14 protein-coding genes are annotated in these 15,505 nt (G+C 64.6%); 3 read left to right on the top strand and 11 right to left on the bottom strand.

Annotated features, from left to right (window positions below; genetic code table 11):
* Window position 1 precedes the first annotated feature (1 nt).
* Window positions 2-1,636, top strand: coding sequence for an AMP-binding protein (locus QCE88_RS23895; protein ID WP_309906937.1), 1,635 nt, complete (start codon window positions 2-4; stop codon window positions 1,634-1,636).
* Between the two features lie 92 nt (window positions 1,637-1,728).
* Window positions 1,729-3,336, top strand: coding sequence for an ABC transporter substrate-binding protein (locus QCE88_RS23890; protein ID WP_309906935.1), 1,608 nt, complete (start codon window positions 1,729-1,731; stop codon window positions 3,334-3,336).
* Between the two features lie 16 nt (window positions 3,337-3,352).
* On the opposite strand, the gene QCE88_RS23885 is transcribed toward QCE88_RS23890, so the two are convergent.
* Window positions 3,353-3,586, bottom strand: a complete 234-nt coding sequence (locus QCE88_RS23885) for a hypothetical protein (RefSeq protein ID WP_309906933.1) — start codon at window positions 3,584-3,586, stop codon at window positions 3,353-3,355.
* Between the two features lie 296 nt (window positions 3,587-3,882).
* On the opposite strand from QCE88_RS23885, the gene proP reads away from it, so the two are divergent.
* Complete coding sequence (proP, locus tag QCE88_RS23880; protein WP_309906931.1) at window positions 3,883-5,349, top strand: glycine betaine/L-proline transporter ProP; 1,467 nt, start codon at window positions 3,883-3,885, stop codon at window positions 5,347-5,349.
* 12 nt (window positions 5,350-5,361) lie between these two features.
* Here the strand turns inward: proP and QCE88_RS23875 are convergent, their stop codons facing one another.
* The 10 genes from QCE88_RS23875 to QCE88_RS23830 all read right to left on the bottom strand — a co-directional run bounded on the left by QCE88_RS23875 (window position 5,362) and on the right by QCE88_RS23830 (window position 15,405).
* Window positions 5,362-5,988, bottom strand: coding sequence for a DAK2 domain-containing protein (locus QCE88_RS23875; RefSeq protein WP_309906928.1), 627 nt, complete (start codon window positions 5,986-5,988; stop codon window positions 5,362-5,364).
* Between the two features lie 11 nt (window positions 5,989-5,999).
* On the bottom strand, window positions 6,000-7,010 hold the full coding sequence (locus tag QCE88_RS23870) for a dihydroxyacetone kinase subunit DhaK (RefSeq protein ID WP_309906926.1): 1,011 nt from the start codon (window positions 7,008-7,010) through the stop codon (window positions 6,000-6,002).
* 20 nt (window positions 7,011-7,030) lie between these two features.
* Window positions 7,031-8,032 carry an ABC transporter permease gene (locus QCE88_RS23865; protein ID WP_309818355.1) on the bottom strand — a complete coding sequence of 334 codons (1,002 nt, stop codon included), beginning with the start codon at window positions 8,030-8,032 and terminating at the stop codon, window positions 7,031-7,033.
* A complete protein-coding gene (locus tag QCE88_RS23860) occupies window positions 8,029-9,564 on the bottom strand; it encodes a sugar ABC transporter ATP-binding protein (protein WP_409018208.1) in 1,536 nt (511 codons plus the stop codon). The genes QCE88_RS23865 and QCE88_RS23860 overlap by 4 nt, the downstream gene beginning before the upstream one ends.
* 59 nt (window positions 9,565-9,623) lie before the next feature.
* Entirely contained in the window at window positions 9,624-10,739 is a 1,116-nt protein-coding gene (locus tag QCE88_RS23855; RefSeq protein ID WP_309906923.1) for a sugar ABC transporter substrate-binding protein, read from the bottom strand.
* Window positions 10,740-10,819: 80 nt separating this feature from the next.
* On the bottom strand, window positions 10,820-11,491 hold the full coding sequence (locus QCE88_RS23850; protein WP_309906921.1) for a class II aldolase/adducin family protein: 672 nt from the start codon (window positions 11,489-11,491) through the stop codon (window positions 10,820-10,822).
* Entirely contained in the window at window positions 11,488-12,567 is a 1,080-nt protein-coding gene (gene mtnA / locus QCE88_RS23845; RefSeq protein WP_309906919.1) for an S-methyl-5-thioribose-1-phosphate isomerase, read from the bottom strand. Before mtnA ends, QCE88_RS23850 begins: the two co-directional genes overlap by 4 nt.
* Window positions 12,568-12,596: 29 nt before the next feature.
* Complete coding sequence (gene mtnK / locus QCE88_RS23840) at window positions 12,597-13,862, bottom strand: S-methyl-5-thioribose kinase (protein ID WP_309906917.1); 1,266 nt, start codon at window positions 13,860-13,862, stop codon at window positions 12,597-12,599.
* A gap of 34 nt (window positions 13,863-13,896) precedes the next feature.
* Window positions 13,897-14,592: a GntR family transcriptional regulator gene (locus tag QCE88_RS23835; protein ID WP_309906915.1), complete on the bottom strand. Its 696-nt coding sequence runs from the start codon at window positions 14,590-14,592 to the stop codon at window positions 13,897-13,899.
* A 198-nt stretch (window positions 14,593-14,790) separates the two neighbouring features.
* A complete protein-coding gene (locus QCE88_RS23830) occupies window positions 14,791-15,405 on the bottom strand; it encodes a DJ-1/PfpI family protein (protein ID WP_309906913.1) in 615 nt (204 codons plus the stop codon).
* Window positions 15,406-15,505 lie beyond the last annotated feature (100 nt).

Below are 15,505 nucleotides of genomic sequence, written 5' to 3'. Positions count from 1 at the left end.
CATGGAACCGTCAGCACACGTCGATACCTTCACGCGCGATTCGTTGCCGCCACAGGATCAATGGCCCGTGCTTCTGCTGGACAATGCCGACGTCGCCTATCCGGCGCGCGTCAATTGCGCGACCGAACTACTGGACCGGGCCATCGAAGCCGGTCATGGCGAGCGTCCCGCCATCTGGTCGGAGGTGAACGGCGAGCCGCGCGCGACGAGCTATCGCGAACTGCGTGCGCTGGTGAATCGCAGCGCCCATGTGCTCGTCGATGAAATGGGCCTGCGCCCCGGCAACCGGCTCTTGCTGCGTGGCCCGAATACCTTGCAGATGGCGGTGGCGTTCCTCGCTGCGTTGAAGGCGGGTCTGGTGGTCGTGCCGACCATGCCGCTGCTGCGTGCGAAGGAACTGAAGCAGATCATCGATAAAGCATGCATCTCGGCCGCGCTCTGCGACGTGCGCCTGACCGAAGAGCTCGCGCACTGTCGCGAACCGGGCGAGCATCATTGCGCCACGCTCGCGCAGGTGTTCACCTTCCACGACGACGCGCCGAACGCACTGGACATGCTGGCGGCATCGAAGCCTGATCATTTCGACGCCTGCGACACCGCCGCCGACGATGTCTGCCTCATTGCGTTCACGAGCGGCACGACGGGCGCGCCGAAGGGCTGCATGCATTTTCATCGCGACGTGCTGGCGATGTGTGATCTGTTTCCGCGCCATATCCTCAAGCCCACGCCTGACGATGTGTTCTGCGGCACGCCGCCGCTCGCGTTCACGTTCGGCCTCGGCGGGCTGTTGTGCTTTCCGTTGCGCGCCGGGGCATCTACCGTGCTTCTGGAAAAGCTCACGCCCGAGTCCCTGCTGCACACAGTCGAGCGCTTCAAGGCCAGCATCGTGTTCACCGCGCCGACCTTCTATCGGCAGATGGCGCCGCTGATCGGCCGCTTCGATGTATCGAGCCTGAAGAAGACCGTCTCCGCCGGCGAGGCCTTGCCCGCCTCCACGCGCGCTCTGTGGCGTGACGCGAGCGGCATCGAGATGATCGACGGCATTGGCGGTACGGAAATGATCCATATCTTCATTTCGTCGTCGGGTGCGGACGTGCGCGAGCAGGCCATCGGCCGCGCGGTGCCCGGCTATGTCGTGCAGGCCGTCGACGACGCCATGCAGCCCGTACCGCCCGGCACTCTCGGCAAGCTGGCGGTGCGCGGGCCGACCGGTTGCCGCTATCTGTCGGACCCGCGGCAGCAGAACTTCGTGCGCGACGGCTGGAACCTGCCCGGCGATGCCGTCGTGATCGACGAAGACGGTTACGTCTTCTATCAGGCGCGCGCCGACGACATGATCGTTTCGGCGGGCTACAACATCTCCGGGCCCGAAGTGGAAAGCGTGCTGATGAAGCATGAGGCCGTGGCGGAATGCGGCGTGATCGGCGTGCCGGACGAGACGCGCGGCCAGATCGTGAAGGCGTTCGTCGTGCTCAATCCGGGTTTCACTGGCGACGATGCGCTCACCGCCGACTTGCAGGCCTTCGTGAAGCGCAACGTGGCGCCCTACAAGTATCCGCGCCTGGTGACCTTCCTCGCCGCCTTGCCGCGCACGGAAACCGGCAAGCTCAAGCGTTTCGCATTGCGGGCCTTATAGGATCGCGTCGCGAGAAAAAATGTCTGCTCGGGTAGAGTAGGGTTCGCGTCCGCCGCCAGGCGGCCTGCCAACTCTTCCGGGCAACAAGAACAATGATCAACCGACGACGCACTCTCGCCGTATCCCTCCTTGCCGCGCTCGCCTTGTCGTCACAGGCCGCATCGGCTGCGAGCAAGACGCTCGTGTTCTGTTCCGAAGGCAGTCCCGCCGGCTTCGATTCCGCGCAATACACCACCAGCACCGATTTCGACGCAGGCGCTCACGCCGTGTACGACACGCTGGTCGAATTCAAGCGCGGCACGCTGGACCTCACGCCTGGTTTGGCCGAGAAATGGGACGAGTCGCCGGATGCGAAGACCTTCACTTTCCATCTGCGACGCGGCGTCAAGTTCCAGTCAACCCCGTGGTTCAAACCGACACGCGATTTCAACGCGGACGATGTGGTGTTCACGTTCAAGCGCATGATTGATCCGAACGAGCCTTTCCAGAAGGCACATCCGGTCAGCTTTCCCTATCTGACCGATCTCGGCTACGACAAGAATATTGCCTCGGTGGAGAAGCTCGACGACAACACGGTGCGCTTCACGCTGAAGACGCCGGACGTGGTGTTCGTGCGCAATGTCGCGATGGAATTCGCGTCGATCGTCTCGGCCGAATACGCGGCGCAACTGCTCAAGCAGGGCAAGCCGGAGGATATCAACCAGAAGCCGGTGGGCACCGGCGCGTTCGTGTTCCGCGACTACCAGAAGGATTCGACCATCCGCTACGAAGCGAATCCGACTTACTGGAACCGCAAGGACGTGCATATCGACAAGCTCGTCTTCTCGATCACGCCCGACGCCGCCGTGCGTCAGCAGAAGCTCGTCAGCGGCGAATGTCAGGTGACGTCGTTCCCGCGTCCCGCGGATATCGCCGCATCCAAGCAGGACTCGAAGCTCGCGGTGCTGTCGGGCGTCGGCTTCAACGTGGCCTATGTCGGCTACAACACGACTCACAAGCCGCTCGACAACGTGAAGGTGCGCCGCGCGCTGGACATGGCCATCGACAAGCAGGCGATCATCAAGACCGTCTACGAAGGCGCGGCCACCGTCGCGACCAACCCGATGCCGCCCTCGCAATGGTCCTATAACAAGGCGCTGAAGGACGCGCCGCGCGACCCCGCGAAGGCGAAGGCGCTGCTGAAGGAAGCGGGCTTTCCGGACGGCTTCACGATCACGCTGTGGGCCATGCCCGTGCAGCGCGGCTATAACCCGAACGCGCGTCTGATGGCGCAGTTGATTCAGTCTGACTGGGCGAAGATCGGCGTGAAGGCGAATATCGTGACGTACGAGTGGGCCGAGTACAACAAGCGCGCGAAGACCGACGGCGAACACGACGCCATTCTGTACGGCTGGCTCGGCGACAACGGCGACCCGGACAACTGGCTCGGCACCACGCTGGGCTGCGACGCGGTGCACGGCAGCAACATGGCGAAGTGGTGCAACAAGCAGTTCGACGACCTGCTCGCGAAGGCCCGGCTCATCACGGATCAGAACGCGCGCACGAAGCTGTACGAGGAAGCGCAGGTGGTGTTCAAGGATCAGGTTCCTTATACGCCGCTCGCTCATGCCAACATCTTCCAGCCGATCTCGAAGCGCGTTCACGGCTACCTGATCAGTCCGCTTGGCGGACACCGCTTCGACGGCATCACGCTCGACTGAGCGCCGCGCGCGGCATTCAGCCTCCGCGATACGAGGCGTCGATGCTGTCGCGCTGCTCGCGCTTGATGGGCGGCGTGCGATAGGCGTCGACGCCCCGCACCGCGTGCGGCGACGCCTTGGGGCCGGCGGTTCGCTCCGCATGCGAAACCCGGCAGACGCGTTTCGACGGGTTGCAATCGCCCGCCAACGCCGGCACGGCGGACCATGCCACGTTCGCGGCAAGAAGAATGATGATGAGTTGGGGTTTCATGGCGGCTTCCTTCGCAGGTCGATAACGTCACGCGCCCCGAATTGCATGGCCTATGCCAGTGTGCGCGGCAGATGCCCGCAAAGCCCGCCATGAAAGGACGAGCGGGCCAGCGCACGCGCTCGCCGCATGCTCCATGTGTCGGCTGCAACACGACGCTCCGAAGCCGCCTCTGTTCGCGGGCCTCCAACACCGTCATACCGCCGTGTCGTTTTCCGCCGGTTTCCAGACGCGTGAGCGAAGGCACGCAAGTCCGATGATCCGCACACTCCCTAGCCTGCACTAAAGGAGTGAGACAAGTGAGCACCACGCACGAGCGCCATCCCGCCTTGCAGCCTTCACCGCCCGTCACCCTGGACGACATCACCGTTGTCGATCACGCGCTGCTCAAACGCGCGGTCGGCGCGATGGCGCTGGGCAATGCCATGGAATGGTTCGATTTCGGCGTCTACAGCTATATCGCCGTCGTGCTGGGTCAGGTGTTCTTTCCGTCGAGCAGTCCGTCCGCGCAACTGATCGCGACCTTCGGCACCTTCGCGGCGGCCTTCCTCGTGCGGCCGATCGGCGGCATGGTGTTCGGCCCGCTCGGCGACCGCATAGGCCGTCAGCGCGTCCTTGCAATGACGATGATCATGATGGCCGTCGGCACCTTCTGCATCGGCCTGATTCCCGCGTACACGTCGATCGGCATTTTCGCGCCCGTCCTGCTGCTGCTCGCGCGGCTCGTGCAGGGCTTCTCCACTGGCGGCGAGTATGGCGGCGCGGCCACCTTCATCGCCGAGTTCTCCACCGATGCGCGGCGCGGCTTCTTCGGCAGCTTCCTCGAAGTGGGCACGCTGGTGGGCTACATCCTCGGCGCGGGCACCGTCGCGTTGCTGACGGCCTTGCTGCCGCACGAAGCGCTGCTCTCGTGGGGCTGGCGCGTGCCGTTCATGATCGCCGGGCCGCTCGGTCTGGTCGGCTTGTACATTCGCATGAAGCTGGAGGAAACGCCCGCGTTCAAGAAGGAAGCGCAAGCACGCGAGAAAGACGAGCTCGCGCGTCCCAAGGAATCGTTTGTGCAGTTGCTGTCGCATCAGGCAAAGCCGATGCTCCAATGCGTCGGCCTCGTGCTGATCTTCAACGTCACCGACTACATGGCGCTCTCGTACCTGCCGAGCTATCTGTCAGCGACGCTGCATTTCGCCGAAACTCGCGGCCTGCTGCTCGTGCTGCTCGTCATGCTGCTGATGATCCCGATGACGCTCTGTGCAGGCCATCTCTCCGACCGTCTCGGCCGCAGGCCCGTGATGATGGCGGGCTGCATCGGCCTGTTCGCGCTCTCCATTCCGGCGCTGCTGCTCGTGCGCACCGGTGCGCCTTCACTGGTGTTTCTCGGCCTGCTGATGTTCGGCGCGCTGCTGTCCACCTTCACGGGCGTCATGCCTTCGTCCTTGCCCGCCCTCTTCCCGACGCGCATTCGCTACGGCGCGCTGGCCATGGGTTTCAATGTGTCGGTGTCGCTGTTCGGCGGCACGACGCCGCTGGTCACCGCCTGGCTCGTCGATGCAACCGGCAACCTGATGATGCCCGCCTACTATCTGATGGCGGCTTCGGTGATCGGCATGATGTCGGTGTTTGCGCTGCACGAGACCGCGCGCAAGCCGTTGCCCGGCTCGGGTCCGTGTGTCGGCACGCAGGCGGAGGCGCTCGCCCTCGCCCGCACAAAACTCAAGGTCGTGCATTCGGGCAAGGGCGAAGTCGTGATGAAGAAGAAGCGCGCTTAGATTTGCCCTCGCTCAGGCTGCGAGGGTCTGTCGCAAGGCCTGGAGAAAGCGCAGATACGCGGTCGCGCCCGGGTCCGCATGACCGATGCTGCGCTCCTGAACCCACGCCGCGCGGCCTTTCCTCGACTGCATCGCGGCGGTTGCGCTGACCTGTTCGTCGGCCTTCGCGATCATCGCATCGAGCGTATCAATGGCACTGCCTTGCGACGCGGCCAGCACATCGAGACTCGGCACGAGCGCATCGAGCACGGTCTTGTCGCCGACCTGACTCTTGCCGCGCTCGATGATGCGCCCCGCCACCGCCTGCCCGATCGCCAGTACGTCATCGCGGTTCAACGCGTCCTTGCCGTTCACCGTCTTTGCCGCCGCGAGCAGCCCGCCGCCGACGAGCGCCGCGAACGTCGACGGATTCGCCGTCGAAAACGCCTTCGCGGCCGCCAGCAGCGTCTCGTTCAGCGTCGCTTCGGCGGGCAGCGCGGCCAGCGCCTTCACCACCGCCACCGATCCCGATTGCACCGTAATGCCGAGATCGCCGTCGCCGAGCGCTGCGTCGAGATCGCGCAGTTCGTCGGCATGGGCGGGCAGCGCGTTCAGCGTGCGCGTGAGGATGTCGCGGAACTGCTGGCTCGTCACACTCATGGATCGCTCCTTCAGGATTCGGTGCCGTCGCGGAAGAAAGGCGAGCGCGCGGGGGCGTCGAGCAACGCTTCGAGTTCGTCGTCGAGCAGCATGACGGTGATCGACGCGCCCGCCATTTCCAGGCTCGTCACATATTCGCCGACGTACGAGCGCGCGATCTTCAGTCCTTGATCCGCCATCAGCTTCGCCGAGCACCGGTACAGCAGATACAGCTCTTCCAGCGGCGTCGCGCCGAGACCGTTCACGAGCAGCGCGACGCGCGAGCCCTTCGGCGCGGCGAGATCGCCGGTGATCTGCGTGGTGATGCGCTCGGCGATCGCATCCGCGGATTCGAGCTTGCCGCGATGCGTGCCCGGCTCGCCATGAATGCCGATACCGATCTCCATTTCCCCTTCGGGCAGCGTGAAGGTGGGTTTGCCGGCGGCGGGAAGGATGGTCGGCGAGAGGCCGACGCCCATCGTGCGGCAGTTGGCATTGGCTTTCGCGCAGATGCGCGTCACGTCGTCGAGGGAATCGCCGCGCTCCGCCGCCGCGCCCGCGCACTTGAACGCGAACACCATGCCCGCGACGCCGCGCCGGTCGGCTGCGCGGTCTTTCGGTGCGGAGGCGACATCGTCGGTGAGCACGACGGTTTTCACCTCGATGCCTTCGGTTTCCGCCAGATCCGCGGCGAGGTCGAAGTTGAGCACGTCGCCGCCATAGTTGCCATAGACGTACAACACGCCTGCGCCGCCGCTCACGGCCTTGGTCGCTTCGAAAATCTGCTCCGACGACGGCGACGAGAACACGTTGCCCACGGCGACGCCGCTGCACAGGCCCTCGCCCACATAACCCAGGAAGCCCGGCAGATGGCCCGATCCGCCGCCCGTCACGATGCCGACGCGCCCGTTGCCCGGCGCATCGGCGCGGACCAGCGCGCGCTGATCGGCGGTGGCGGCGCGGATCCAGTTCGGATGGGCGAGCAGCAGCGCTTCGATGATCTCGTCGACGAACACGTCAGGCTGGTTGATGATCTTCTTCATGGTGGGCGTCTCCAATATATTCAGGGCTTGCGCCTTTGGCTCAGCGCATCGAGCAGCACGGCGGCGAAGATGACGCCGCCTTGAATGAACTGTGTCCAGAAGGGATTCACGCCGAGCAGCGACAGGCCGACATTGATCACGCCAATCAGCACCACGCCGATGAACGTGCCGACGATCGACCCGCGTCCGCCCGCCAGCGACGTCCCGCCAATCACGATCGCCGCGATGACCTGCAACTCGAGTCCATTCGCGGCGGAAGGCAACGCGGAATTGAGGCGCCCGGCGAGCACGATGCCCGCGATTGCCGCCGTCACGCCGGCCAGCATGTAGGTGAAGAACACCACGCGCCGGACCGGGATGCCCGCGAGCCGCGCCGCTTCCTGATTGCCGCCGACGGCGAACACCTGATGTCCGAAGGTGGTCTTGCGCAACAACACGTGACCGATGACGAAGACCACGAGCATCACGACCATCGGCATGGGCAGGCCGGCGACGGTCTTCGCGCCGAACAGCGTGAACGCGCTCGGGAAATCGAACTTGGTGCGGCCATCGGAAATGGCGAGCGTGAGGCCGCGCGCCATGGCCATCGCCGCGAGCGTGACGATGAACGGCACCAGCCGCAGCCACGAGACCGCGAGGCCGTTGAGCGCGCCCGCACCTGCGCCGACCGCCAACGCCACGCACAGTCCAGCGACGCCGAGCCCCACCGCGCCGGGACTCGATCCCGCCATCACGGTGGCGGCGACCATGCCGCTCAGCGCCACCAGCGAGCCGACCGAGAGATCGATCCCCGACGTGATGATGACGAAGGTGCCGCCCACCGCCGCGATGCCCACCACGGATACCTGCACCATGATGTTGGTCAGCGTGCTGGTGGTGAGAAATTCGGGCGATGCAATCGACAGCGCCACGCATATGATGACGAGCGCCGCGAACAACGGCCCGATGCCGCTGCGCAACTGGCGGATCACACGGCGCGAGAGCGCTTCCGAATCCGCACGATCGGCTGCTGTGGAGGTCATGCGCCTGCTCCTGTCGTTGCCCACTGAATGACGATTTCCGAGTTTGCCTGCTCGCGCGGAATCTCGGTCACGATAGTGCCGCGATACATCACCAGCACGCGATCCGACATGCCGAGCAGTTCCGGCAGTTCGGAACTCACCATGACGACCGCCGCGCCCGCGCGCGCCATCGTCACCATGTGCGCGTAGATCTCCGACTTCGCGCCGACGTCGATACCGCGCGTCGGTTCATCGAGCATGATGACGGACGGGCTCGTCGCGGTGGCGCGGCCGAGAATCACTTTCTGCTGGTTGCCGCCGGAAAGCGTCCCGGTGATCTGCAACACGGACGAGGCGCGCACGCCGAAACGCGCGCTGGCCTCGTGCGCCAGCTTGCGTTTCTTTGCGCGGCTGACGAAGCCGCCGCTCGCCAGCGCCTTCAGGCTCGACAGCGCGATGTTCTCCTCGATGTTCGCCTCCAGCACCAGCCCTTCGAGCTTGCGATCCTCCGACGTGTAGACGAGGCCATGGCGCACACCTTGTGTCGGCGAGTGATTGCTCACCTTCTTGCCGCGCACGTGGATTTCGCCGCCTGTCACGGGCAGCGCGCCGAAGATGGTCTTCAGCAACTCCGTGCGCCCCGCGCCCGCGATCCCTGCAATGCCGACGATTTCTCCCGCGCGCACCGAGAAGCTCGCGTTGCGCAGCAGCGGCGCGCTGGCGAGATTGCGAATGTCGAGCACGACGGAACCGTATTCACGCGGCTCCCACGGATAGAACGATTCGAGATTGCGCGCGACCATGGCCTGCACGAGATCCGCTTCGGTCCATTCGGACATCGGGCGCGCACCGACCGTTGCGCCGTCTCGCATCACCACTGCCGAATCCGCGAGTTCGAACACCTCTTCCAGATGATGCGAAATGAAGATGATCCCCATGCCTTCCGCGCGCAGCCGCCGCACCACCGCGTACAGATTCGCGATGTCGTGGCTTTGCAGCGCGGCGGTGGGTTCGTCCATCACGAGTATGCGCGCGTCGCGTGCAATTGCCTTTGCGACTTCGACCAGCTGGCGCTTGTTCAGCGGCAGATCGCCTAAGCGCATCCACGGCGGCACGTTGTCCAGCCCGACGCGCGCGAGTGCTTCGCGTGCCATCTGATTGGCTTCGCGCATCCTCACGAAGCCGCTGCGCGCGGGCATGCGGCCGAGAAAGAGATTCTCCGCGACCGTCATGTCGTTGATGAGCGAAAGCTCCTGGTAGATCACGGCCACGCCCGCGTCGATGGCCGCGTTGGTGCCGCGCGCGAGCGGCCTGCCGTCGATCTCGATCGTGCCCTCGTCGGGCTCATACGCGCCCGACAGCGTCTTCACGAGCGACGACTTGCCCGCGCCGTTCTCGCCGACGATCGCCATAACATGGCCCGCGTGCAGTTCGAGGCTGACGCCGCGCAGCGCCTTCACGCCGGGAAAGCTCTTCACGATGCCCTGCATGCGCAACAGCGGTTTCGCCAAAGCGGCGGGAGCACGCGCGTGAGCCTGGGTTTCGACTGTCATGGTCTGCATTCCGTGTGCGGGCCGCATGTCCCGGAAGGACACGCGGCCGCCGGTTGCCCTTACTGCTTCACTTCCTCGGACCACAGCCCGTACTTCTTCACTTCATCCGAGTCGATGTTGGATTTGTCGATCAACATCGTCGGCCACGCGTAGTTTGCGGGCACGTCCTTTTTCGCGTTGTAATCCGCGATGAATTGCAGCGACTTCGCCGCCATCATGATCGGATTCTGCGAAATGGTGGCGTCCTGCTTGCCCGCGCGGATGGCGGAGAGCGCCTGCGCGGTGCCGTCGGCGCCGATCACGAGGATATGCTCCTTGTCGCCGAGCGGCTTGTAGCGCCCGGCATTGTCGATGGCCTTTTCCGCGCCCACGGTGTTGTCGTCGTTGGCGCCGAAGACCGCATCGATCTGCGGGAATTTCTGCAGGATGTTGGTCATTGCATTGAGCGACTTCTCCTGGTCGAAGGCGCCTTCCTGACGCGCGACGACCTTGATGTTCGGATACTTGGCGATCTCCTCGCTGAAGCCCTTCTCACGGTCCGTCGCCGCCGTGGTGCCGACCAGACCGATCAAGTCCACCACGTTGCCCTTCTCCTCGCCATAGCGCTTCTTCAGTTGCTCGGCGATCCACTTCGCGCCGGTCTGACCCAGCGCCACGTTGTCCGACGCGACGAACGACGTCACCTTGCCGCCGTCCGAACCGCGGTCCAGCGTGAACACCGGGACGTTCATCTCATTCGCCTTCTGCACGGCGGGGATGATCGCCTTCGAGTCGATCGGGTTCAGCACGAGCGCCGTCACGCCCTGGCTCAGCAGGTTGAGCGCGTCGTTGACCTGCTGCTGGGCGTCGCCGTTCGCGTTGGTCTGCACGAGTTCGAAGCCCTGCTCCTTCGAACCGCGTTCGACGCCCGCCTTCAGGCCGACGAAGAACGCGTTGTTGAGCGTCGCGATCGAGAAGCCAATCTTCGGTTTGCCGCCCGCCGAAGTCGTCGCCGCTGCGCTCGCCGGCGCACTGGCGGGCGCGCTCGCGCTGGCCGCTGAACTGGTGCTGCTCGTGGACGATGAGGTGTCGCTCTTCGAGCATCCGGTCAGCGCGGCGGCCGCGCACAGCACGACGGCGCCCGTGGATTTGCCGAACGTGCCCCAACTGTCGAATCTTGCTGAACTCCAGGCCATGGTTGTCTCCGTTGTACGAGTGGTTCAATGCGATGACGTTGCCGTGAGCGCTGCGCTGGTTTTTTTACTTCATGCTGCCGTCAGCGAGCTTCGTTGCTGCGCCTGCCATAAGTCTTGAACTTCTCCAGCACTTCATTCATCTGCTGATCCGAAAGCACCGGCGGTGCGCCAATCTGCAACGCCAGCAGATACTGCCGCGCGAGCACTTCGATCTCATGCGCGAGCCAGACCGCGCGCGACAGGTCCGTTCCCAGCGCGATCACGCCGTGATGCGCGAGCAAACACGCGCGCCGGTCCTGCAACGCGGCGAGCGCGTGATCGGACAGTTGCTGGCTGCCGAACACCGCATAGGGCGCGCAGCGCACGGAGTTGCCGCCCGCCGCTGCCACCATGTAATGCAGCGCGGGAATCTCGCGGCCGTGAATGGCGAGCGCGGTGGCCGCGATCGAATGCGTGTGGACCACGGCGTGCATATCGTCCCGCGCGCGCAGGATGTCGCGGTGAATGCGCCATTCCGAAGACGGCCGCGCGGTGCGCAGCACGTCGGCGTCGTCGGCGATATCGAGCGGAAGCCAGACGATCTGTCCCGCGTCGAGCTCACGCGCGGCGACGCCGCTCGGCGTAATCAGGAAGCCGTCGCCATGCCGCGCGCTCACATTGCCCGAGGTGCCCTGATTGATGCCCAGCCGTTCCATCTCGAGCGCCGTCTCGACGATCCCCTGCCGCAGCGCGTCTTCCTGCGCCGCGCTCATGCGGCGTTCCCCTCGGCCGCGAACAGACTGCGCAGCGCGTGCTCGAACGGCGGCGGCACGATGCCGCGCTCCGTGATGAAGCCGGTCACGAGCGCATGCGGCGTGACATCGAAAGCGGGATTGCGCGTCTGGATGGCGTCGGGCGCGACGCGCCGTCCGGCGAGATGCGTGACCTCCTCCGCCGCGCGTTCCTCGATTTCGATACGCGCGCCGCCTGCGGTATGCAAGTCCAGCGTCGACGACGGACACGCGACATAGAACGGAATGCCGTAGTGATGCGCCGCGATGGCGACCCCGAGCGTGCCGATCTTGTTGGCGAAATCGCCGTTTGCCGCGACGCGGTCCGTCCCGACGATGACCAGATCGACGAGTCCTTGCGACATGATCGATGCCGCCGCGCTGTCCATGATGAGCGTCACATCGACGCCAGCCTGCTGCAGTTCGAACGCCGTGAGCCGTGCGCCTTGCAGCAACGGGCGGGTTTCGTCGGCATAGACCTTGAAGGCGCGGCCCGCGCGATGCGCCGCGTAGATCGGCGCAGTGGCCGTACCAAGACCGGTAGTTGCAAGCGCGCCGGCATTGCAGTGCGTGAGCACGCCGCTGCCTTCGCGAATGAGCGGCATGCCATGGATGCCGATGCCTTCGCACAGCGCCACATCTTCCTCGTGGATGCGCCCCGCTTCTTCGACCAGCGCCTGATACAGCGTCGCGGCATCGTGCGCGTCCGTCGCGCGGGCGTGGTTCAGCATGCGCCGCAGACCCCAGCTCAGATTGACCGCCGTGGGCCGCGCGGATTCGAGCCAGACCGCCTGACGTTCGAGCGCCGCGCGAAACTCCGCAATGGATAGCGCGGTCGAGTCCCGCATCGCGATGCACAGCCCGTACGCCGCCGCCACGCCGATGGCCGGCGCACCGCGCACGCGCAACTCGCGAATCGCGCGCCAGACGGCCTGCACGTCCGCCACGTTCTCCACCACGATCTCATGCGGCAGACGCGTCTGGTCGAGCAGCAGCAGATCGCCGTCGCGCCATTCGATCGTCGGGGGAAGCGTGCTGAACAAGCGCTGCGAATCCATGAATTCTCCCTGTGCGAAACAAGCCGCCGTTACATCGACACTGCATCGCGCTGGAGCTCGCGCGCCAGCGTCGCCACCTGTTCGATATCGCTCAGCGCCGCGCGCTGCACGAGCAAGGTCTCCGCGCAGCGCAGACAGCGCATTTCGATGCGAGCCCGGGCTTCGGCATCGGCGATGCGCGTGATCTCCGCGACCTTCGCCATGCCGACGATGCGCCGGATCATCTTGCAGCCCGCGAAGCCAAGCGACTCGGCGAGCAGCCGGCGCATGAAATGCGCACGGTAGGCCGCAACCGCCCGGCTCTCCGCCCCGCCGCCAATGAACGGCCGCTTGCTGCGGCTTTCATGATCGCGCCACAGCGCCACGAATTGCGCGCTGAAGCCGTTCCAGATGCGCGTCATCTGGTCGAGCAGCCATTCCTGATAGTCGAGCGGATCACGCCCTTCGAGACGTCCATGCCAGTCGCGCGAGAAGTAGGCGAGCAGCAGGTTCGCAATCAGCGCGCCGATGTCGAAACCCATCGGGCCATAGAACGCGAACTCGGGATCGATCACGAACGTGTCTTCCGCGTTCACCATGATCGAGCCGGTATGCAGGTCGCCGTGCAGCAGCGTTTCGGCGTGGTTCATGAACGCCCACTTCATGTCGGCGGCGGCCGCGCGCAGCGGTTCGTGCGTCCTGAGCCTTTCGATCGCCGCCTGCGGCAGCGCCGGACTGTAGACGTTCGACGGATGCGCCTCGAACGGAAACGTGAAGACGAGATCTTCGGTGATCTTGCACAGCTCAGCATTGACGGCTGCCCCGGCTGCCTGCTTCTTGATGTCGGGCGCAAGAAATAGATCGGAACCGTAAAACAGCGTATGCGCGAGATACGCCGACAGATGCTGCGCGAGCAACGGATAGACCGTTCCATCCATCAGGCCCTGCCGCAGGATGCGATGCGACGCGAGATGCTGCATCACCATCAGGAAGCGCGTGCTGTCGGCGTGATAGACCTTCGGCACATGCTGCGGACAGAGCGCGCCGAAGCGCCGCAACGCGGCCACTTCATGCTCCATGCGCTGACACGACAGCGGCCAGGTCTTGCCGACCAGACGCAGGAACGGCGGCGCCTGTTTTACGACGACACTGCGCTGCGGCGTCTTCGAGTTGGTCACGAAGTACACATAGTTCAGATTGCCGTCGCCGACTTCCGCTACGTCCAGATCCGCGGGATCGCCCAGCAGCGCGCGCACGTCGGGCACGCTGCCCAGATACGCGGCCAGTTCCTGCGCCGTGAAAGCTTCAAACTCCATCGGTGCCTCCTCCGATGTGTTCCGGCTCGCGCGCTCAACGACGCTTGCGCACCAGATCGAACTTGAAGATGCTCGTGTTGTAGTAGTCGTTGCTGTAGCAGAGCGGCTCGCCGCTCTGATCGAAATCCACTTCGTCCAGCAGCAGGAACAGACCGAACCCATCGCCGAGTTCCGGCAGGTCGCGCGGCGTCAGGATGGTCGGCTGGATCGACGTATGCGTATGCGACAGCCGGCGTCCGGTGCGCTCCAGCATGCCGAACAGCGATTCGCCTAATTCACCCTCCGCGCTGTCGAAAACGTGCTTCGGAATGGTATCGATGCAATACGCGGCGATGGCGTCGTCCGCGCGGCGCACGCGTTCGATGCGCACGCACGGATCGCCGGGCCGGATGCCCAGCTTCTCCGCCAGACTCTCCGACGCCGCCACATGCTCCATCTGTTTGCGACTGGTCGACGGCACCGCGCCCACGCTGCGGATCATGTCCGTCACCGACATCAGATCATCCAGTCCGCCGTGCAGCTTGAGCGAAATTTGTCTGATGAAGGTGCCCTTGCCTTGCAGACGCGACAACAGCCCATGCGAGATCATCTGCGCCACAGCCTCGCGCAGACTGGACCGGCCAACGCCGAGCAGCTCGCAAAGCTCTATTTCAGTGGGAATCTGATCGCCGGGCTTGAGCTTGCGCTCATGGATCATGTCGAGAAGCGACGCCTGGATCTTGTCGCTCATCGAACGCTCGACGCTCAGGCGCATGAAGGTCTCTCGGTTGGCAGTCACTGAAATGTACATCAGACGTCTGATGTTTCTCTCGGGACTTTCCCGGACGGTTTCGCGCTTTAGCGAAGTCGCGCTTCATGCGCGGATGCAGCATGAAAAAGCCCGTCGCGCCCATGGCGACGGGCTTTGCACTGCACGATTTTCAATGCTTCAGACAGGCGCGGCAGCACTCACGAACGGCAGAATATTTTTCATCGCGCGCTCCACGTACTCGTCTTTCTCGCCGACCGGCGCGACATAATTCAACGCGGCGCACGCCGCATCCAGTCCTTCAAGACGCGCGATCACCCAGGCAGCCAGATACTGGGATGCAAGACATCCGCCGGCCGTTGCCACATTGCCTTTCGCGACGAACGGCTGATCGAGTGTACGCACGCCGGCTTCCTGAACCCACGGCTTCGTCGTGAGGTCGGTGCAGGCGGGCGTGCCGTCGAGCAAGCCGAGTTTCGCGAGGATCAGCGTTCCCGAACACTGGGCCGCAAGCAACTGGCGGCTCGGGTCGAGGCGGATGCGCGCCATCAGATCCGCGTCCGCCACGACGTCGCGCGTTCGCATACCGCTGCCGACGATCACGGCATCCGCTGCGCTCGCCTCCTCCAGCGTGGCCTGCGCCCGGATGACGACGCCGTTCATCGACGTCACTTCCGCCGACGGACACGCAATCGAGACCTTCCAGTCCGGCTTCCTGATCCGATTCAGAATGCCGAGTGCGATCAGCGAGTCGAGTTCGTTGAACCCGTCGAACGTAAGAATGGCGATGTGCATGGCGACGACCTTTCATGGCGGGGAGAGTTCAGGCATGCTACGGTCAACCACGAATACAATCAAACGATTGTCATGGATACATCCCGTTCTGGATCTCGCT

Source organism: Caballeronia sp. LZ035 (assembly GCF_031451175.1).
Lineage (GTDB): Bacteria > Pseudomonadota > Gammaproteobacteria > Burkholderiales > Burkholderiaceae > Caballeronia.
Note: the sequence above shows the minus strand (reverse complement) of the source record. Positions and strands in the feature narration are given on the sequence as shown.

Bases quoted from the DNA above. Each gene is read 5' to 3' on its own strand.
- QCE88_RS23895 (WP_309906937.1), top strand. From the start codon at position 2: ATGGAACCGTCAGCACACGTCGATACCTTCACGCGCGATTCGTTGCCG.
- QCE88_RS23890 (WP_309906935.1), top strand. From the start codon at position 1,729: ATGATCAACCGACGACGCACTCTCGCCGTATCCCTCCTTGCCGCGCTC.
- QCE88_RS23885 (WP_309906933.1), bottom strand. From the start codon at position 3,586: ATGAAACCCCAACTCATCATCATTCTTCTTGCCGCGAACGTGGCATGG.
- QCE88_RS23875 (WP_309906928.1), bottom strand. From the start codon at position 5,988: ATGAGTGTGACGAGCCAGCAGTTCCGCGACATCCTCACGCGCACGCTG.
- QCE88_RS23870 (WP_309906926.1), bottom strand. From the start codon at position 7,010: ATGAAGAAGATCATCAACCAGCCTGACGTGTTCGTCGACGAGATCATC.
- QCE88_RS23865 (WP_309818355.1), bottom strand. From the start codon at position 8,032: ATGACCTCCACAGCAGCCGATCGTGCGGATTCGGAAGCGCTCTCGCGC.
- QCE88_RS23860 (WP_409018208.1), bottom strand. From the start codon at position 9,564: ATGACAGTCGAAACCCAGGCTCACGCGCGTGCTCCCGCCGCTTTGGCG.
- QCE88_RS23855 (WP_309906923.1), bottom strand. From the start codon at position 10,739: ATGGCCTGGAGTTCAGCAAGATTCGACAGTTGGGGCACGTTCGGCAAA.
- QCE88_RS23850 (WP_309906921.1), bottom strand. From the start codon at position 11,491: ATGAGCGCGGCGCAGGAAGACGCGCTGCGGCAGGGGATCGTCGAGACG.
- mtnA (WP_309906919.1), bottom strand. From the start codon at position 12,567: ATGGATTCGCAGCGCTTGTTCAGCACGCTTCCCCCGACGATCGAATGG.
- mtnK (WP_309906917.1), bottom strand. From the start codon at position 13,862: ATGGAGTTTGAAGCTTTCACGGCGCAGGAACTGGCCGCGTATCTGGGC.
- QCE88_RS23835 (WP_309906915.1), bottom strand. From the start codon at position 14,592: ATGAGCGACAAGATCCAGGCGTCGCTTCTCGACATGATCCATGAGCGC.
- QCE88_RS23830 (WP_309906913.1), bottom strand. From the start codon at position 15,405: ATGCACATCGCCATTCTTACGTTCGACGGGTTCAACGAACTCGACTCG.